The organism is Streptosporangium sp. NPDC004631 (genome assembly GCF_053601935.1).
This window is the reverse complement of sequence record NZ_JBSGCR010000023.1, coordinates 1-18,874: the sequence shown is the minus strand read 5'-3', so window position 1 is coordinate 18,874 and position 18,874 is coordinate 1. Positions and strand designations below refer to the sequence as shown.

Genomic DNA, 18,874 nt, shown 5'->3' with positions numbered 1-18,874 from the left:
GTTTACCGTCGGCGACGGTACGCGTACGGGAACCGGGCATTGAGGATCCTGCCCGGGAAAGGGGGGTGAATGGCCGTGATCACCTGTCGGACACCGGGCTTCAGCCGCGGGCCAGGCGCCGGATCGCCAGCTCGGCGAGGAACGCGGACGTGTCGCGCAGGATCGCGTCGTCGAAGACCGCGCGCGGGGAGTGGCCGGCGGCCGCGGCCTCCGGGTCCGCGCTCGCGCAGGCACCGACGCCGAAGTACGCGCCGGGCACCTGCCGCATGACGTAGGCGAAGTCGTCGCCGCTGCCGGACGGGTTGACGGAGTGCTGGAACCGGTCCTCGCCGAACAGGTCGACAACGGTCTGCCGGGCGTGCTCGAACTCCTCGACGTCGTTCACGCACGCCGGATATCCGGGAATCCGCTCGACGGCGACCTCCAGGCCGTGCGCCTCGGCTATGCCCTTCGCGCAGCCGTCGACGATCTCCCGGACCTTCGCCAGGGCGCCGTCGGAGAAGCAGCGGATCGTTCCACCGAACTCGACCACGTCGGGGATGACGTTGTCCTTCGTGCCGCCGAGGAAGCGTCCGATCGTCAACACGGCCGGATCGAAGATGTCGATCGACCGCGTGATCCGCGCCTGCATCGCCAGCACCATCTCGCAGGCCGCCGGCAACGGGTCGAGTACCCGCCACGGCGAGGACGCGTGGCCACCGGCGCCGATGACACGGACGACGAACTCCTCGTTGTGGGCGTTGATGATCCCGGGACGGCTGCGGAAGACGCCGAACGGCAGCCCGGCCGAGTGGACGTGGACGCTGTAACAGGCGTCGACCGGCCGGCCGGCCGCGGTGAGCAGGCCCTGCTCAAGCATCGGCACCGCCCCGCCGGACTGCTCCTCTCCCGGCTGGAACATGAAGACCACGTCGCCGCGGAGGTCGTCCCGCATACCGTGCAGGATCCTGGCGGCACCCACGAGACCGGCGGCGTGCAGATCGTGGCCGCAGGCGTGCATCCGGCCTTCGTGCGTGGACGCGTACGGCAGGCCGGTCGCCTCCACGACCGGCAACGCGTCCATGTCGCCGCGGAGCAGCACGACCGGACCCGGTCCGCGCCCCCCGCGCAGGACGGCGGTGATCGAGGACAGGCCCTCACCGCGGGTGATCTCCAGGTCGAGATCGGCCAGCGCGTCGAGCAGCAACGCCTGCGTCTTCGGCAGGTCGAGGTCCAGCTCGGGCACCTGGTGCAGCGCGCGGCGCAGGCGGACGACGTCCGGCAAGAACTTCTCGGCCAGATCGAGCGTCTGCTGGGTTGCCTGCATGGGCACATCCTCCTCGTTGTCGTGTGGGTACGTCGGCGCCGGCGGCGCCTGCGGGGCAACGGCTACGGTCGTCCGGTGAGGACCGCGGTCGCCTCGTGCGGGAAGTGGCAGGCCACGAAGTGGCCCGGCTGCAGCTCGCGCCGCTCGGGAACCTCCGCGGCACAGCGTTCCCGCGCCTCCAGGCAGCGCGTCCGGAACACGCAGCCGGACGGCGGATTCTGCGGGCTGGGCAGGTCGCGGGAGAGCAGGATGCGCTCGCGGCGGGCCTCGTGCTCGGGGTCGGGAATCGGCACCGCCGAGAGCAGGGCGTGCGTGTAGGGGTGGAGCGGCCGCTCGCACAGCACGTCCCACGGCGCCTCCTCCATGACCCGTCCGAGGTACATGACCGCGATGCGGTCGGCGATGTGGCGCACCACCGACAGGTCGTGCGCGATGAACACGTAGGCGACGCCGGACTCCTCCTGAAGATCCTTCAGAAGGTTGATCACCTGCGCCTGGATGGACGCGTCGAGCGCCGAGACCGGCTCGTCGCACACGATCAGGTCCGGCTTGAGGGCGATCGCCCGGGCCACGCCGACGCGCTGCCGCTGACCTCCGGAGAACTCGTGCGGGAAGCGGTTGTAGTGCTCGGGGTTCAACCCCACCCGGTCCATCAGTTCGCGCACCGCGTGACGGATGCCGCCCTCCGGACTGATTCCCTGGATCTTGAACGGTGTCGCGATGATCGCGCCGACGGTCTGGCGGCTGTTGAGCGAGCCGAACGGATCCTGGAAGATCATCTGCATGTGGCGGCGGAGCCGGCGCAGCCGCTGCCCGTCCAGCCGGGTGATGTCCTCGCCCTTGAACTCGACCGTTCCACCGGTCGGCTCAAGCAGGCGCAGCATCGCGCGCCCGGCCGTCGACTTGCCGCAGCCGGACTCGCCGACCAGGCCCAGGGTCTCACCGGAGCGGACGTCGAAGGTGATGCCGTCGACGGCGCGCACCGGTGGCGCGGCACGGCGCAACAGCTTGCGGGTGTACTGCGGGTAGTACTTCTGGAGGTTGGTGACCCGCAGGAGCGGAGTGGTGTCGACCGTCGCACCCGGCTCGGCCGGCGCCGTGATCGACAGAGTGGCGATCGATGATCCCCGGGCGTCGGCGGGGCCACCGGGGCCGTCGTCGCCGCCGGGGCCATCGGGATCGCTGAGGCCGCTGGAATCGCCAAGACCGCCGGGGTCGGCGGGGTCGGCGGGGTCGGCGGGGTCGGCGAACAGTACTCGCCGACGGTCGCCGGGCAGGTGGCATCTGACCGGATGCGTCCCGGCGCTCGCCTTGAGCTCGGGGACGGTCGAGCCGCAGCCGAGCCGGTCGTCGCGGAACGCGCACCTGGGGTGGAAGGAGCAGCCCGACGGAACGTTGATCAGCGACGGCGGGCTGCCCGGGATCGCGGCGAGCCGTTCCAGCCGAGGAAGATCCAGTCGCGGAGCGGACCCGAGCAACCCCCAGGTGTAGGGGTGCTCGGGCGCGGCGAAGATCTCGCCGACCGAGCCCGTCTCGGCGACCTTGCCGGCATACATGATCATCACTCTGTCGGCGATGTTCGCGACGACACCGAGGTCGTGGGTGATGACGATGTTCGCGGTCCCGAGCTCGGTCTGCAGATCGCGCATGAGGCTGAGGATCTGCGCCTGCACGGTGACGTCGAGCGCGGTGGTCGGCTCGTCGGCGATGAGCAGCTTGGGCTCGTTCACCAGCGCCATGGCGATCATCGCCCGCTGCCGCATACCGCCGGAGAACTCATGCGGGTACTGGTCGAATCGCGCCTTCGGATTCGGGATGCCGACCATGTCCAGCATCTCGACGGCGAGCGTCCGCGCACTCTCCCCGGAGATCTGCCGGTGCGAGTGGATCGCCTCCACGATCTGGCTGCCGATGCGGTAGTACGGGTGGAAGGCGGAGAGCGGATCCTGGAAGACCATCGCCACATGATTGCCGCGTAGCCGGCGCATGGACTCGTCGTCGATCGTCATCAGGTCCGTGCCGTCGAGCATGATCTGCCCGGAGACCACGCCCCGGCCGCGCCGGTGCAGCCCGAGGATCGCCTGCGCGGTCACGGACTTTCCCGAGCCCGACTCGCCGACGATGCTCAGCGTCTCGCCCTTGGCGACGCTGAAGCTCACGCCGTCGACCGAGCGCACCACTCCGTCGGCCGTCGGGAAGTGTACTCGCAGGTCCCTGACATCGAGCAGGGGTGCCTGCTCCGGCGTCGTCGCGCCCTGCTCCTGCTGCCTGGTGAGTGCCGTCATGGGGGTCCCTCATTTCAGTCGGACGCGCGGATCGATAACCCCGTAGAGGATGTCGACCACCAGGTTGGCGATGGTGTAAGCGGCCGCGGCGACGAGGACCACCGCCACGATGGTGGGCAGGTCGACATTGGTCACCGACTGGACCGCCAGCTTGCCGAGACCGTTGAAACCGAACACCTGCTCGGTGACGACCATGCCGCCCAGCAGTCCGCCGAGGTCGAGCCCGGCCATGGTCACGATCGGGGTGAGGGCGACGCGCAGCCCGTGCTTGACGATGACCCGCGGCTCGCGCACACCCTTGGCGCGCGCGGTACGGACGTAGTCCTCCGACAGAGACTCGATCATGTACGCCCGGGTGAGCCGGACATAGGCCGCGGCGAAGACGACGGCGAGCGCCGTCCACGGCATCACCAGCCCGGCGGCCCACTGCAGGGGATTGTCGAGAAACGGCGTGTAGCTCGGGATCGGCAGGATCGCCCACCGGATCGAGACGAACGTGAGCAGCAGCAGCCCGATGAAGAACGTCGGCAGCGAATAGCCCAGTAGCGCACCGCCTACGATCAGCCGGTCCAGCCAGCGGCCCTTGTACAGCGCCGCCACGCACCCGGCGAGGACACCGATCAGCATCCACAGGACGAACGCGCCGACGGCCAGCGACACCGTGACCGGCAGGGCCTGCGTGACAAGCTCCGTCACCGGTGCCTGGCGGAGGAACGAGTAGCCCAGGCAGGGCGCCTCGCAGTGCACGATGGTCTCGGGCGCCTGGGCCTTCTGCACCGGGTCGTCGGGGAAGTCCCGCCCGGTGAAGAGCCCTTTGACGAAGTCGCCGTACTGGACATAGATCGGCTTGTCCAGGCCCATCGCGTGCCGGTTGGCGTCGATCAGGTCCGGCGTGCACTCCCGGCCGCAGGTCAACGCGGCCGGATCGGTGGGCGCGGCGAAGAAGAGCAGGAAGGTGACCACGCTGGTGACCACCAGCATCACGCCGATGGCGAGGAGCCTGCGGATTACGAAGAAGACCATTGTGTCGACGACGGCTCAGTGGCCGCCACTCACCCCAATCACCTGAACCATGGCGGCGGATCGCTAACCGGATCGCCGCTGCCTGTGAACCCCGTCCTCATGCACGGGTTCCCCCCTTCGGATCCAGCACATCGCGCAGCCCGTCACCGAGCAGGTTGAACGCCAGCACGACCACAGCCAAGGTCGCTCCGGGAAAGATGAAGTAGGCCGGATCGACCACGGCGTAGGTGACCGAGTCGTTGAGCAACGAGCCGAGTGACGGCGTCGGCGCCTGGATACCCACTCCGAGGAAGCCGAGCGTGGCCTCGGCCGCGATGTACTGCGGCATGACGAGGGTGACGTAGACGAGGATCGGCGCCCACAGATGGGGCAGGATCTCCTTGAAGTACAGCTGAGCCCGCCTCGCGCCGAGCGACCGCGCGGCCTCGATGAACTCCTGCTCACGCAGGGAGAGGACCTGGCCGCGCACGATACGGGCGATCTGCGGCCAGCCGAAGCAGCCGAGGACCAAAACCATGAACCCGATCTGCGACGGCGTTCCCTCCGGCAGGTGAAGACGCTGATGCATGACCCCGACGAGAATGGGCGCCAGGCTCAGGAGCATCAGCAACTGGGGGAAGCTCAGCACGATGTCCATGAGCCGGCTGATCGCCCAGTCGGTCTTGCCCTTGCTGATCCCGGCGATGATTCCCAGGCAGGTCCCCATGACGACGGTCAGGAGGCTCGCCAGGACCGCGACCGTCAGCGAGATGGTGAGCCCGGCGACGATCCGGGACAGCAGGTCCCGGCCCGTTCCGGGCTCGACGCCCATCCAGTGCTGCCAGCTCATACCGCCCGCGGGGCCGTTGGGCAGCGAGCCCACCTCGGTGACCAGGTGCGGGTTGTTGCGGAGGGGGTCGATGACCCCCCATTGACTCAACATCGGCGATACGGCGGCGACAAGGAGCAACACCGCGCACACCACCAGGGCGGTCAGGGTTACCTTGTCCCGCCGCAACCGCGCCAGGGCGAGCTGCCCCCGGCTCCGTCCGTGAATGGCGGTCCTGGCCTGATCCGACCCACCCTCCGGGGCCGTCTGGCTCACGGCGGCGACAGGAGGGGTGGATGCCATGTCAGTGTCCTGCCTTCCGCGTGGTGCGTTCCTCGAATGTGCCGACCGGCGGCCAGGGGGACCGTAGCAGTCTCGTCATCGCGCGAGGTCCGCGGTCTCGCTGCCGTGTCATCGAACCGAGGCCGCAGCCAGGTCGATCTGCCCGACGATGCCGCCACCCTTGTAGCTGGTCAGCTTCACCCCGGAACCGGCGGGGAACATGTACCGCTTCTGCGTGAGCGCGATGTAGCCGCCGTCCTTCGCGATCTTCTGCGAGATCGTGCCCCAGGCGGCCTCGCGCTCCTTGAAGTCCACGATCAGCGAGGTCGCGTCCATCTCCTGGTTGATGGCGTCGTTGTCGAAGTAGCCGTTGTCCAGGCCGGAGCCGGCCGGCGAGAGGTTGGTCCGGCTGTCGAACGTCGGCGACAGCACCGTTGACGCGGACGGCCAGCCGGTGCCCCAGGTGGTCCAGACGACATCCGTCTGGGTCGCCATGCTCGGGGCGGCGATGGCCGAGTAGTAGTTCTGGCTGATGCCGTTGAGCTTGACCTCGAAGCCGGCCTTCTGCCAGCCCTGCGCCAGCGCGCCGAAGGCCTTGTCGGAGGTGGAGTTCTTCATGTACGTGACGGTGATGGGCACCGGAAGGGACCGGCCCGTCGACTCAAGGACCTTCTTCGCCTCCACCAGGTCGCCGTTCAGCGGGTTGCCGAAGGGACTGGAGTCCGAATGCGCGATCAGGCCGCTGTAGAGGATGTCGAAGGTCGGCGGGTACATCGTCGCGCCACCGTACGCCTGGGCGTAAGCGCCGCGGTCGGTGGACATCGCCAGGGCCTGGCGGACCTTCGCGTCACTCATCACCGGGCTCTTGTAGTTCGGCAGCAGGAAGTCGACCCCTGTGCCGTCGATGAAGGCGGTGCGGTCCTTGACCCGGGGGTCCCCGACGATCTGCGGCGCCTGCGCCGGCGAGGCGGGCGTGTAGGTGACGGCGTGCTTGTCGTTGCCGGCGTCGGCGATGATGCGCTGGGACGGGGTGTTCTCCGCCAGTCCCTCCTCAAAGACGATCTCGTCCGGGTACGCCTTGCGGACCGGATCGGAGTCGGCCTTCCAGGACGGGTTGCGGACGAAGGTCCCGCCCTTGTCGCTCTTCCAGTCGCCCTTCAGCATGTAGGGGCCGCTTGAGAAGACGGTGTACGTCGACTTCGCGCCCTTGTCCTGGTCGGCGCGGTACGCCTGGAACGCGCTGGTGGTGAGCGTCTGGTTGAAGTCGAACCGCGGCCCCTTCAGATGGAACACGATCGTCTTGCCGTCACAGGTGACTGCCTTGTCGAAGAGTTCCTGCCCGGTCTTCTTGTACGGGCCGACGTAGACGCTCTTGCCCTTGTCGTCCTTCGGGATGTCGAGGTACTTGATCGCGTACGACGACCCCCCGGTGATCTGGTCGGTCGCGAAGGTCCGCGAGATGCCGTACTTGACGTCCTCGCACGCGACCGGCTTGCCGTCCTGCCAGGCGGGGCCGTCACGCAGCGTGAACGTCCAGGTCTTGCCGTCCTGGGAGACCTTGCCGGTGTCGGTCGCCAGGTCGCCCACGAGTTCACCGGTTCCGGGCGCGAGTGCGGTCAGCGAACGCCAGATCGTCCGGCTGGCGAACCCGAAGACCTTCGCGTCGGTGTTGCGCTGCGGGTCCAAACTCGGCGCGGACGACACATTCAACACGTACAACGTGCCCCCGGCCGCGGGTGCGGACGTATCCGCGCCGGAGGCGGGGCTCTCGGCTTCTCCGCCACATCCGGCGATGCCCAGCGCCACTCCCGTCGTCAGCGCGACAGCAGTGCTGAACCTCTTTGTTCGCTTCACGTTCTCTCCTAGTGTCCGGAACCGCAAACTCGGCTCGCCGGGAGGATCAGGTTGCGGCCCTGACCAACAGCGCTCCAAGCAAGTAGACACACCGGCTCGCGGCTGAGGAAGAACCATCCTCAGATACCAGTAATAGGCACGGACGATTACCCGAGAGCGCCGCCAGGTCTGTCACCCTCGCGGGATGACGTCAAAGTCGCCTGATCGAGAGCCGGGTCGGGCGTCTCCGCCGGGCGCGAACGCGCCGTCGCCGCCGGGCGCGAACGCGCCGTCGCCGGTGGAACCGCGGAGAGTGGAGATACGTGTCCGAGGGGGAATCGTGGCCGGGCGGGCGCGCCTGTCGGCTCGCGTCCTCACGGGATCGCCGTACGCTGATCTCGATTGGGGCTGGAGGTGACAGTGATGGCGCAGGCCGATCAGCCGATGCCCGTACGGTGGGTGCGGGCGTTCACCGAGTGGGTGGGACAGGGGCGCAAGCTCACGCAGACCGGGCGGATCACGCTCGCGCGCTGCTCGTCCTCCTGGGGATCGACGACGAGATCGATCCCCAGATCGGTGACAGAGTCTTCAGGGCCACGTCGAGTGACGAGCTTCCCCGGCTGCGGCTGATCGTGGAGTGGAGCAAAGCGGCGGGGCTGGTGCGCGTGGTCAAGGGGTCGTCGACAAACCACAGGACAGGAATTGATCTGGGCCATCCCGGCCGGGTCGGCGATCAAGGGTTCAGATCGCGGAGGTATTTCGCCATCTCGTCGCTGACGGGAACGTTACCGGGCAGTCGCGGAGCGTCGAAGTGGCGGGCCTTGTGCTTGCGCAGCAGGGCTTCTCCATGCGTCTCCCAGCTGAAGTCCCGCTTCTTGAGCAGTTTCTGGAAGACCGCGCTCGCCTTGCCGGGATCGCGCTCCGCCAGGCGCCTGATGGGGACCGGGGAGATGGTGTCCTCGTGCAGATAGTCGGTGAGGGTCTCACGGTAACGCCGGCGGGCGATCAGAGCGGGGTTGGCGAAGGCATCTTCCAGCAGCCCGAAATCGTGGTAGAGGCTCAGTCCCGTGTCCGGGTCGAAGTGGATCGCCACGGTGTCGGCGTCCGTCGTCTCGGCTGTGAAGTCGGAGATGACCTGCTGTGACGGCTGGGCCCCGGGCTGCGCCTTGGCGGCGACCGCACTCCAGAACGCGTTCATGTGCTCGTCCAGCTCCCAGCCGGGCACCACGATGAGATCCTCGCGGTACAGCTCGATGAATATCTCTCGCTGCTCGGCCAGCATGCGGCGGGCCGCGGAGAGCTTGTCCGGATTGCGGAACACCGCCTCGGGATTCCTCATCACCAGCTCCGCGGCCTGGCCGATCATGACGTCGCGACTCCCGGCGGGGAAGGCCGCGGGATTCCCGCTGAGCATCCAGTCGCTTCCAAGGGGAACAGCGCGGCCGATGAGGAACATACCTTTCGTGATCGAGCGGAACGCCTTTCTGCCGACGTTGGAGCGGGTGTCATAGGTGAGCTCGTCAACGAGGTTGAACAGGGTCAGCGCGTCCCCGTTCTTCCGCTTGACCTCGAAGACCCCCTCGACGACGTCCTTCCAGCCGAGGAGCATGTCCCGATCCTCGGCGCTCAGCTCCGGGTGGGCCGACACGAACCGGTCGACCACGGTGTCACCGCCGGTCAGTCCGTGCTGAAGGACGAAGTGATCGATGACCATGGACAGGATGCTCTCGTCGTGGACGACGCCGCCGGGAAACTCTCGCTCGAACACCGCGGAGAGCTCACGCTCGAAGCGGTCCGACAGGGCGAACTCCACGAGCATCGGCTTGAGAATCCCCGCGCGTTTCATCGGATCCATGTGACTCATCCCCTTCATCGGCTCGCGGACGGCTCATCGACCACCGCGGCCCTCCCCCTCCGGGGACGGCGTTTTCGCGGATCGTGTAAGGCTCGCACGACCGAACCGCCCTGGTTGCCGCGGAGGAAAGCCGGATCTCCGGATCGCCGGAGCTCGACCTGTTCCGCCGACGAACCTATCGTCGGCGTGATCGGGAGCGGTCGATTCCGCGCAGGATGCTTTTCATTCCAGGCGGCGGCCGTTTTTGGCACGTCATGGGATGAGGTGTCAATTCCGGTTCGGTTACGGAGATTGGTGTCCGCCGCATTTCAGGGTGAGGGGTTTGTGGCGACCGTATCGGCTGGGCGGGCCGCTGTTCCGCGGGCTGTGCGAGCGGCGGATGAGGGACTCTCTTTCGGGAGGCGTGAGCCTGTCAGTTCTCACATTCCGCGCCGCCCCCCTTCGCCTCGACGGCGTCGAGGATGAGTTCCACGGAGAAGAGGAAGACCTTCTCGTTCTCGGGGTAGATGAACGGCGCGGCCGTGGCCGCGCTGGGGAAGCGGGCGGGGTCGAGCGCGGCGTACACGCGCCGCTGCTCGTCCCGTAGCTCCGCCACCGTCAACCACGGCGAGAAGGCCGCCACGAGCCCGTTTCCGACGGTGAAGTTGTAGATCGTCTGATAGAACAGGCCAAGCTGGTCCTGGGAGATGCCGGCACGCATGAGTTCACGGACGGTCCACTCCGTGATGTGGAACAGTTGCGGCTCGTCGTCGGGCTGTCCGGCCATCGCCTGGGACAGCCCCTCATGACGCCGGTAGAGCTTCCACCAGTCGACGATGATGTCCCGCAGGTTGTCGCGCCAGGCGCGCTCGGGCTCCGGCGGGCGGACCTCACGAAGGAACAGGTCGTCGATGAGCGCCGAGAGCAGGTCGGCCTTCGACGCGAAGTGCCGGTACATCGCGGTCGCGTCCACGCCCAGCTCCCGGCCGAGGCGCCGTAGCGTCAGAGCGGCCAGCCCCTCCTCGTCGCAGACCCGCTGCGCCGCGCGCAGGATCATCGCACGGTCCAGGCGAGTTCCACGACGCGTCTCGGCCGGGGGGGAAGGGGCTGTGTCTCGACTCATGCAGCACAGCATCCCATTTCTCCTCACTGGGCTGTGCTGAGCGAGGCAGCACGTGAGGGACGACGACATCTAGCTGGGGAAACATAGTTGTCAACGTCGTTGATGTCAACACCGTTGACATCAACGACGGGGCATGCGAGGCTCGCCTCCACGCCGACCGCCGTGACTCGACACGGCCCGCGACGCTGTGAGCCGTCACGAAAGGAGTCGATACGCATGAGCGCGCCCGCACGACAGCGGTACACCCAGGAACTCAAGAGAGACCTCAAACTGTGGGAGAACGTCTCTCTCGTGGTTTCGGCGGTCACCCCGGCGACCGGGGCCTTCATCATCGCGCCGATCCTGTTCAGCCTGAACGGGACCGGCGCCCCGCTGACCTTCGTCGTCGCCGCCTTCCTCGGGCTCTCTCTCGCCTTCTGCTGGGCCGAGCTCGGCAGCGCCTACCCGATCGCCGGCGGCGACTACACCTTCGTCTCCCGGATCCTCGGCCGGGGAGCCGGCTTCGTCTCCCTGCTCCTGAGCGGACCGGTGCAGGCGGTGCTCATCCCCGCCGTCGTCGCCCTCGGCATGGCCGAATACCTGCGGGTCGTCATCGACGTCGACGCCAACGTCCTCGGCGCGATCATCCTTCTCGGCGGCATGGGGATCGCGGTGTTCGGGGTGCGGCTGAACGCCCTCGCGGTGGCGGTGCTCCTCGTCATCGAGTTGGTGGCTGTCGTGCTCGTGACCGCCCTCGGGTTCGTCAAGGCGAATCGCGACGTGTCGGTGCTCTTCAGCCCCGAGGTGTTCGAGAACGGGGCCGCCCAGCCCCTGACCTTCGGCGCGCTGATCGCCGGCATCGCGGTTGCGAGCTTCGCCTACAACGGTTTCCAGGGAGCGCTGCTCTACTCGGAGGAGACGGTCGGGGATCGGAAGAACGTCGCGCGCGCGGTTTTCATCGCGCTCGGCGTGGCCATCGCGTGCGAGGTGCTTCCCGTTGCCGCGGCGATCCTCGGCGCGCCCTCGGTTCCCGCCCTCGCCGCGAGCGGCAACCCGTGGCAGTACTTCCTGACCTCCATCGGGGGCGAGACCTTCAACACGATCATCAGCCTCGGCATCGCGGTCGCCGTCCTCAACGCGGTCATCGCCCTGATGCCGTTCTTCGCGCGGATCCTCTACAGCTCCGGGCGGGACATGGCCTGGCCACGGCCGGTGAGCCGATCACTGGCCAAGGTGCACCCCAAGTACGGCACTCCGTGGGTCGCCACGATCGTCGTGGGGGTCGCCGGCGCGCTCCTCATCCTCGTGACCGATGTCGTGACCCTGACCACCTGGGTGGGCGCGGTCCTCGCCGTCGAGTTCATCCTCGTGGCGACGTCGGCGATCGTCGACCGCGTGCGGCGGCCGGACCAGGACCGGCCCTACCGCATGCCCCTGTGGCCGCTCGCGCCGATCGTCGCGATCGTCATGTCCATCGGCGTGATCACCCAGCAGGCGCCGGCCGACCTCGCGGTCGCCGGAGGACTGGTCCTCGTCGCGGTCCTGTACTACGTCCTCTACCTGCGGCCCCGCTCGCGCACCCACATGCTCGTCCTCGACCCGGTCCTCTACGACGAGGGGAAGGAGTCGGCGCAGCCGCCGGGGAGTACGCGGCGGACCCCGAACGCCCCGCAGAGATGACGGAGGAGAGACCTGTGAACGAGGCTCGGGCCCAGGCCACGGCACACCGCGCGTCCGTTGGCTTCGACGCCGTCGACTTCGCCGCTGTCGACGAGATCTTCGCGCGATTCCACGCCGACGGCGCCCGTGCTCCCGGTGTGGCCTACGGGATCGTCCACGGCGGTCGAGTCGTCCACGGAGGCGGGTACGGCCTGGCCGGTCTCGAATCCCCGGGGACACCGGGGTCGGCCACGGTCTTCCGCATCGCGTCGTTGAGCAAGAGTTTCACGGCGGCCGCCGTCCTCGCGCTGCGGGACGAGGGGGTGCTCAGGCTCGACGACCCTGTTGGACGGCACGTCCCGATGCTCGCGCGGTTGCCGCGGGCCACCCGTGACTCCCCGCCGATCACCGTCGCGGACTGCCTGACGATGAGCGCCGGGCTCCCCACCGACGACGCCTGGGCGGACCGGCAGGAGGAGCTGACCGAGGAGTCGCTCGGCGCGCTGCTGTCCGCCGGGGTCGGATACACGGCGGCCCCCGGCACCCGCTTCGAATACGCCAACCTCGGCTACGTCTTCCTCGGCCAGGTGGTCGAGTCGCTGACCGGGCGACGGTTTCCGCAGTTCGTGTCCGACCGGTTTCTTGATCCTCTCGGGATGACCTCGACGACGTACGACCACCGGGACGTGACCGGGGAGCGGCTGGCCACCGGCCATAACCGTGCCGGTGATCACTGGGAGCCCCAGGCGTTCACGGCTCCGGGCATGTTCTCGGCCATCGGCGGCCTGCTCAGCACGGTCGAGGACCTCGCCGTCTGGGTTCACGGCCTGGCGAGCGCGTTCCCCGCCCGCGACGAGCCCGAGGACGGCCACCCGCTGTCCAGGGCCACCCGCCGGGCCATGCAGCAACAGTACCGGGCGATCACCCCGCTGGTGTCCGTGGACGAGCACGGTCTGCCCACCGTGCGCACCGGGGAGTTCCCCTGGGGGCTGTCCGGCTACGGCTACGGTCTGTTCGTCGAGTACGACCCCAGGTGGGGGGAGTTCGTCCACCATATCGGCGGCTACCCCGGTTTCGGCTCGCACATGCGGTGGCACCGGGAGACCGGTGTGGGGGTCGTGGCCTTCGGCAACGCCCGCTACTGCCCTGTCTGGGAGCCGGCGGACGCGGCACTACGCAAGGTCCTCGCCACGATCGCTCCTCCGTCGCGCACCGTCGTGTCGTGGCCGGTCGTGCATGAGGCGCGGCGGGTGATCGATCGCCTCGTTGACGGGGACGACCTCGCGGTGCGTGATCCCGTCTTCTCACCGACCCTCTTCCAGGACGAGCCGGCCGCGGCACGCCTGGCGGCGCTCGGCGAGGTGCGCCGGCAGGCCGGATCACCCACCGGCCCGGCCGAGCGGCTGAGCGCCACGACTCCGGGACATCTCGTGTGGTGGCGCCCCGCCGAGCACGGGCGGATCCGTCACGAGGCGTGGCTGACCCCGACCGTGCCGGCGATGGTCCAGCGCCTGCGGGTCGACGCGGTGCCGGACCCCTCGCCGGAGCTCGCCCCGGTGGTCGAGGTCGTCGCCGAGGCTCTGGCCGGTGGACGACCGGACTGGCCCGGGCATATCGGCCCCACCGGGGACACGACCCCGCGGCAGGTGGTCGAGGAGCTCGCCCGCCTCGGTGAACTGATCGCTCCCGTCGGCCGGGCCACGGTGATCGGCGCCGCGTCCCCCGACGAGGTCGTGATCGAATGCGTGGGCCGGCGTGGTGCCGTCGAGGTCCGAGTGGTGCGTACGGGTGATCGAGTGCGCCTCGACCCGGTCCTCCGGCGCACCCCGGAGGACCATCTGACCCGTCACGACCCGTGACGACGCGCGGCCGGGGCCGTGAGGAGCCCTCCCCCTGTTCGCGCGGCTTCGCACAGCCCGGCCGCTTGGGGATTCACCGTCACCTGGATCGCGGTCGTCTCCCGGGGATCGAGTGACGGGGGCGCGTCGAGGTTCCTTCCGGCACGGCATCTGGGTGCCGTCGTCGCCCCCTATGGTTTACGGCCCACCGCGGCGTACATGTTGGTGGCGGTGTCCGGGAGAGGCCGCTCGTCGGGGCCGGGGTGCCAGCGGGGCATCGGGACGATCCCCGGGTCAAGCAGTTCCAGGCCGGTGAACAGGCGTTCCACCTCGGCGCGGCCGCGCAGGTACATGGGAATGCCTCTGCTGGTGTACTCGCGGGCGAGACGCTCCGACTCGGGGGCGAGCTCGTTGGTTGGGATGGTGATGGCGAGATGGCTGCCCGAGGGGAGCGGTGCGAGGAGCGACTCCACCACTCCCTGGGCGTCCTCCACGAACTGGAGCATCGCTATCACGGTGAGCGCGACCGGCTGGGAGAAGTCGATCACCTGGTGGAGCGTGGAGTCGCCGAGAAGCGCCTCGGGGGTGTGCATGTCGGCCTGGATGTAGGCGATGCGCCCCTGGGGCGTGCCGGTCAGCAGGGCGCGCGCGTGCAGCAGCACGATGAGGTCGTTGTCGACGTAGACGACGCGCGCGTCGGGCGCGGTCTCCTGGACCACCTCGTGCAGGTTCGGCGATGAGGGGATGCCGGTGCCGACATCGACGAACTGCCTCACCCCCAGGCCGGTGAGATGGCGGGCCATCCGGTGCATGCAGGCCCGGTTGGCCAGCATCGAGGTACGCAGTCCGGGCCAGTCGGCCAGCACCTTGGCCGCGGTCTCCCGGTCAGGGGCGAAGTTGTCCTTGCCACCCATGATGTAGTCGTAGACCCGCGCCGAGTGCGGCCGGTTGGTCTGCAGGTCGACTGCGGCGATCCGGTTTTGGGGGGCGTCTGACACCTCTGATCATTGCCTTCCGCTTGCTCCTGCCGTGATGTCACGGTCGCGCACTCAAGATCAACCTTAGTCTGCGAATCGAGCGTTATACCGCTAATTCATTCATACCGCCCCCTCGTATCGATGCCAGAAGAATCGGGCAATTCGGGTGGTGTACTCAGAGGCTGCCCGGGGTGGACCACCTCCCACCGGCGCGGGGAGGGCAGATACGATCCTCAAGGAGGTCGCCGGACGTGCCTGTCATCATGGGCACCTCCTGTTTTCTGAGGATTTCGGCAGGTCGCCGCGATCTATCGGTATGTGAGGAGCGGGCTCTCCGTCAAGGTCCTAAAGCGCTGACCGAGCTGTGAGGTATGTCCTATTGCGTGCTTCAGGGGGTCGGAATAGATTTTTGCGCTTCGCATCGAGAACATGAATTACAAAGGCGGCGAGGGTGCGTGTCTCGCGAGACGTCCCCCCGCTACACCGGTCACCGGGTGTGGAACAGGCAGCGCGGGGACGGGGTCCTGATCGACGCCGACGACACCGGCCGGGCTGACGCGGTCCCGGTTCTCGCCCAGATGGGTCCACCGCGTAAGGCGAAGATCTACGCCGACCTTGGGCTGCGGCTCGTCTATCAGCCGAGAAACCGAAAAGTCCTGGTCGCCGCGAGCGATGACCAGGACCTCATAGGTCAAGGGTCTGTGTCCGAGGGGGGAGTCGCACCAAATGCACACGCCTTCACGCTGACCACCAGGTTCCTGCTGGGACAGGGGGGAGCGGCGATGGTACCGAACCCTCTCACGGTCCGCCGGATCCAGCGTACGACCATCGCCTGCGTCTCCTTCCTGGCGGTCATCGCGGCCGTCGTCTCGTTCCGGCACATGCACGAGCTCTGCCTGCGACACGGTGAGGACTACCTGGCGGCCGTGCTCATCCCGCTCGCCGTCGACGGCATCATCGTGGTGGCCTCGATGTCCATCCTGCTGGCTAACCGGTACGGCTTCCGCGGCGGCGCCCTGGCCTGGACTCTGCTCGTGGTCGGCAGCCTGGCCAGCCTGGGCGCCAACATCGCCGTGGCCGAGCCCGGTTTGATCGGCCGCATCATCGCCGCCTGGCCAAGCATCGCGCTGATCGGCAGCTACGAACTCTTGATGTCCCAGATCCGCCCGGTCTCCTGGAACACCGAACGGCAGAACCCGGGGGCTTGCCAGGGCGATGACCTCGCTGGGGATCAAGGATCAGAGGACGAGCATCCTCAAGAAGGTGTGGCGGCTTTGCATCGTGAAGCGTGGCGGTGGGCGCGGGAGAACCGCCGGCCAGACGGGACGCTTCCCTCGGGAAAGGCGATCGCCGAACGCTTCGAGCGCAGTCCTCGCTGGGGTCGCTGGATCAAACGAGCGGGCCTGACCGGGACACTGGATGAGTAGCGTAGCTGTTGTTTTTTGAACACGATCTTTTGGAGGGACGGATCCGGTAGCCTGGGCAATCGTTGGATAAGCGGGGGCAAGGCGGTTTCGGCAGGCTGATCGGGACCAGCAGTTCCGCTTTCACCCAACACCCTCACCACGAGCCGGGCCCTCCTGCCCGTCGCGGCGGCCGAACCCAGCGCGCCCTGCCTCGCCGAGATGGTAGTCGCGGTGCACACCGCCGTCGATCACCTGAGCACGCAGGCGCGCACCGCCATCGAAGCCGGAGTCTCCGAATCGACCCGCTGCTCCTACGCCGCTGACTGGAAAGCGTTCACCGCTTGGTGCGTGAGCGTGGGCCGGTGGCGCTGTTGGCGACCGCGCAGACCGTCACCGAGTACGCCGCCCACCTGACCGTCACTCCGTCGGCCAAGACCGGCTTCCCGCCGGGGCCCTCCAGCATCGAGCGGGTGCTGACCGCGATCCGCTCGATGCACGAGGCCGCCAACCCGGTCGTGCCAGAGACCTCCGGAGCCCGCAAGGTGCTGCTGGCCAGCCGCTGCGAGCAGCTCGCTCTGGCCCATGATTCGGCCACGACGGTCCACAAGGCCACTCCAGCGCTTCCGGCCGAGATTCGGCGGATACTCGCCCCGATGGATCGCAGCAGCCTGACCGGGATGCGCGACGCCGTCCTGGTCCTGCTTGGCCACGCCACCGCCGCCCAGTCGTCAGAGCTGGCCGCTCTGGACATCGACTCCGGCTCGAAACTGCGTCTGGTCTTTCCCATGTCGGGCCTCTCCCTTAGGTCAGATCTCCGCACTACAGGGGAGAGCCGGTTCTTCTTTTACCTGGACCCGATTCTCTGATCATTGATGATGGCGCATACGAAAGTGAGAGAAGAGGTTAAAGATGATTTAGTACTCCAGCCGCAGATCGTGAGGCGGGGTGAGACTGTGCGCATGTGAACCTGTGGGGACAGGGCCACAACTACGACGGACGGCCACCGCTGTGATCATTCAGGTGTGTTGGAACTGAAGATCATGCGGTGGCCGCGTTGGCCAGAGTAGAACACACCGGCCTCACTCGTCTGCGCTCTGGTCTGGATGACGCCTTCGCCCGGATCGCAGGCCGGTTCAAGCGGCGAGAAGTACGCCTGCGCGCCCGTTCGCACATCGAGGGGCTGCTGTCCGGCGTGGAACGCAAGACCGGCTGGTCGCTGGCCGAGTACGCCGGCGAAGCCACCCCCGACGGCATGCAACGACTGCTGACCAGCGCGAAGTGGGACGCCGACGGGGTGCGGGACGATGTCCGCGACTACGTGATCGAGCACCTGGGCGCAGCCGATGGAGTCCTCATCGGCGACGACACCGGCTTCGAGAAGAAAGGCAGCCGCTCGGCCGGGGTGCAACGGCAGTACACCGGCACCGCCGGGAAGATCACCAACTGTCAGATCGGGGTCTTCCTCGGCTACACCCCCTCCCGCGGGCACGCGCTGGTGGATCGGGAGCTCTACCTTCCCCGCACCTCCTGGATCTCCGACGCTCAGCGCCGTGCCACGGCGAAGATCCCCGAACAGGTGGATTTCGCCACCAAGCCGCAACTGCTGCAGGTGATGATCACCCGGGCGATCGCCGCCGGGATCCCGTTCGGCTGGGTGACGGCCGATGAAGCCTACGGCGACAACGGGCCGTTGCGCCGTTTCCTGGAGAACCAGCAGCTCGGCTACGTGCTGGCGGTGGCATGCGACCATCAGATCACCACCGGCGCGGGCAGGGTCCGCGCCGATGTCATCGCCAAAAAGCTCGGCAAGGCCGCCTGGCAGCGGCTGTCGTGCGGCAACGGCGCCAAAGGCGAGCGGCGCTATGACTGGGCACTGGTCGCCACCACCGGCCCAGCTCACCGGCTGCTGGTTCGCCGCTCCATCGCCAGGCCGTCAGAACTGGCCTTCTTCCTGTGTCACACCCCGGATCCGGTGCCGCTGCATCGCCTGGTGGCCGTGGCCGGTATCCGCTGGACGATCGAGGAGTGCTTCCAGACCGGCAAGAACGAGGCCGCCTTCGGACCACTACCAGGTCCGGCTCTATCCGGCCTGGTACCGGTATATGACGCTGGCCATGCTCGCCCTGGCCTTCCTCGCCGTCACCCGGGCCACGCTTCTGGGCGAACCGAGCCCACCCGGCCGAGACGGGCAGCCATCCCCCAAGGCCGGGTAGTTAAGGGGATTTGGTTCTTGTCAATCGGCTGAGACGGGCAACGGGACTCGTGTAGATCAGATGTCGGCGAAGATCATCTGAAGAGTGGAGTCCCGTTGCGGGATCAGTCTGTCATTTCCCGGGTGGTGCGGGTGGCCGCGGGGGTGTTCGCGCCAGGGCACCTGGGGGAGCTCACGCAGGTCGTGCCGTTCGAGTTGGTGGATGCTGTGCTGACGGAGACGGGCCGGGTGCAGCACCGGCTCCGAGAGCCTCCCTCGCGGGTCGGGGTGTATTTCCTGCCGGCGATGTGCCTGTTTCCGGAGGTCGGC

13 protein-coding genes and 1 pseudogene are annotated in these 18,874 nt (G+C 67.9%); 6 read left to right on the top strand and 8 right to left on the bottom strand.

Annotated elements, in window-relative coordinates; all coding sequences use genetic code 11:
• Positions 1–100: 100 nt before the first annotated feature.
• The 7 genes from ACWEF2_RS21915 to ACWEF2_RS21885 form a co-directional block, all read right to left on the bottom strand.
• Complete coding sequence (locus ACWEF2_RS21915) at positions 101–1,306, bottom strand: M20 metallopeptidase family protein (protein ID WP_453817874.1); 1,206 nt, start codon at positions 1,304–1,306, stop codon at positions 101–103.
• Positions 1,307–1,368: 62 nt separating this feature from the next.
• Entirely contained in the window at positions 1,369–3,591 is a 2,223-nt protein-coding gene (locus tag ACWEF2_RS21910; protein WP_453817872.1) for an ABC transporter ATP-binding protein, read from the bottom strand.
• A 9-nt stretch (positions 3,592–3,600) separates the two neighbouring features.
• A complete protein-coding gene (locus ACWEF2_RS21905; protein ID WP_453817870.1) occupies positions 3,601–4,614 on the bottom strand; it encodes an ABC transporter permease in 1,014 nt (337 codons plus the stop codon).
• 97 nt (positions 4,615–4,711) lie between these two features.
• Complete coding sequence (locus ACWEF2_RS21900) at positions 4,712–5,725, bottom strand: ABC transporter permease (protein WP_453817869.1); 1,014 nt, start codon at positions 5,723–5,725, stop codon at positions 4,712–4,714.
• Between the two features lie 108 nt (positions 5,726–5,833).
• Entirely contained in the window at positions 5,834–7,558 is a 1,725-nt protein-coding gene (locus tag ACWEF2_RS21895) for an ABC transporter substrate-binding protein (RefSeq protein ID WP_453817867.1), read from the bottom strand.
• A gap of 712 nt (positions 7,559–8,270) precedes the next feature.
• Positions 8,271–9,392 carry a hypothetical protein gene (locus ACWEF2_RS21890; RefSeq protein WP_453817865.1) on the bottom strand — a complete coding sequence of 374 codons (1,122 nt, stop codon included), beginning with the start codon at positions 9,390–9,392 and terminating at the stop codon, positions 8,271–8,273.
• A gap of 412 nt (positions 9,393–9,804) precedes the next feature.
• Positions 9,805–10,428: a TetR/AcrR family transcriptional regulator gene (locus ACWEF2_RS21885; RefSeq protein ID WP_453817863.1), complete on the bottom strand. Its 624-nt coding sequence runs from the start codon at positions 10,426–10,428 to the stop codon at positions 9,805–9,807.
• A 282-nt stretch (positions 10,429–10,710) separates the two neighbouring features.
• On the opposite strand from ACWEF2_RS21885, the gene ACWEF2_RS21880 reads away from it, so the two are divergent.
• Positions 10,711–12,153: an APC family permease gene (locus tag ACWEF2_RS21880; RefSeq protein WP_453817861.1), complete on the top strand. Its 1,443-nt coding sequence runs from the start codon at positions 10,711–10,713 to the stop codon at positions 12,151–12,153.
• A 14-nt stretch (positions 12,154–12,167) separates the two neighbouring features.
• Positions 12,168–13,991 (top strand): serine hydrolase domain-containing protein, encoded by a 1,824-nt coding sequence (locus ACWEF2_RS21875; RefSeq protein WP_453817860.1) that lies wholly within the window; start codon positions 12,168–12,170, stop codon positions 13,989–13,991.
• Positions 13,992–14,161: 170 nt separating this feature from the next.
• On the opposite strand, the gene ACWEF2_RS21870 is transcribed toward ACWEF2_RS21875, so the two are convergent.
• Positions 14,162–14,968 (bottom strand): SAM-dependent methyltransferase, encoded by an 807-nt coding sequence (locus ACWEF2_RS21870; protein ID WP_453817858.1) that lies wholly within the window; start codon positions 14,966–14,968, stop codon positions 14,162–14,164.
• Positions 14,969–15,402: 434 nt separating this feature from the next.
• Between ACWEF2_RS21870 and ACWEF2_RS21865 the strand changes: the two genes are divergently transcribed.
• The 4 genes and pseudogenes from ACWEF2_RS21865 to ACWEF2_RS21850 form a co-directional block, all read left to right on the top strand.
• The gene (locus ACWEF2_RS21865; protein WP_453817856.1) at positions 15,403–16,374 is read left to right on the top strand and encodes a DUF2637 domain-containing protein; all 972 of its coding nucleotides are present in this window, start codon (positions 15,403–15,405) and stop codon (positions 16,372–16,374) included.
• 341 nt (positions 16,375–16,715) lie between these two features.
• Positions 16,716–17,219 (top strand): hypothetical protein, encoded by a 504-nt coding sequence (locus ACWEF2_RS21860; RefSeq protein WP_453817854.1) that lies wholly within the window; start codon positions 16,716–16,718, stop codon positions 17,217–17,219.
• 188 nt (positions 17,220–17,407) lie between these two features.
• A pseudogene (locus ACWEF2_RS21855) lies at positions 17,408–18,566 on the top strand (IS701 family transposase).
• Between the two features lie 95 nt (positions 18,567–18,661).
• A partial coding sequence (locus ACWEF2_RS21850) for a transposase domain-containing protein (RefSeq protein ID WP_453817852.1) occupies positions 18,662–18,874 on the top strand: 213 nt, incomplete at its 3' end.

Excerpts from the sequence above, each read along its gene's own strand:
- ACWEF2_RS21915 (WP_453817874.1), bottom strand. The coding sequence starts at position 1,306 with ATGCAGGCAACCCAGCAGACGCTCGATCTGGCCGAGAAGTTCTTGCCG.
- ACWEF2_RS21910 (WP_453817872.1), bottom strand. The coding sequence starts at position 3,591 with ATGACGGCACTCACCAGGCAGCAGGAGCAGGGCGCGACGACGCCGGAG.
- ACWEF2_RS21905 (WP_453817870.1), bottom strand. The coding sequence starts at position 4,614 with ATGGTCTTCTTCGTAATCCGCAGGCTCCTCGCCATCGGCGTGATGCTG.
- ACWEF2_RS21900 (WP_453817869.1), bottom strand. The coding sequence starts at position 5,725 with ATGGCATCCACCCCTCCTGTCGCCGCCGTGAGCCAGACGGCCCCGGAG.
- ACWEF2_RS21890 (WP_453817865.1), bottom strand. The coding sequence starts at position 9,392 with ATGGATCCGATGAAACGCGCGGGGATTCTCAAGCCGATGCTCGTGGAG.
- ACWEF2_RS21885 (WP_453817863.1), bottom strand. The coding sequence starts at position 10,428 with ATGATCCTGCGCGCGGCGCAGCGGGTCTGCGACGAGGAGGGGCTGGCC.
- ACWEF2_RS21880 (WP_453817861.1), top strand. The coding sequence starts at position 10,711 with ATGAGCGCGCCCGCACGACAGCGGTACACCCAGGAACTCAAGAGAGAC.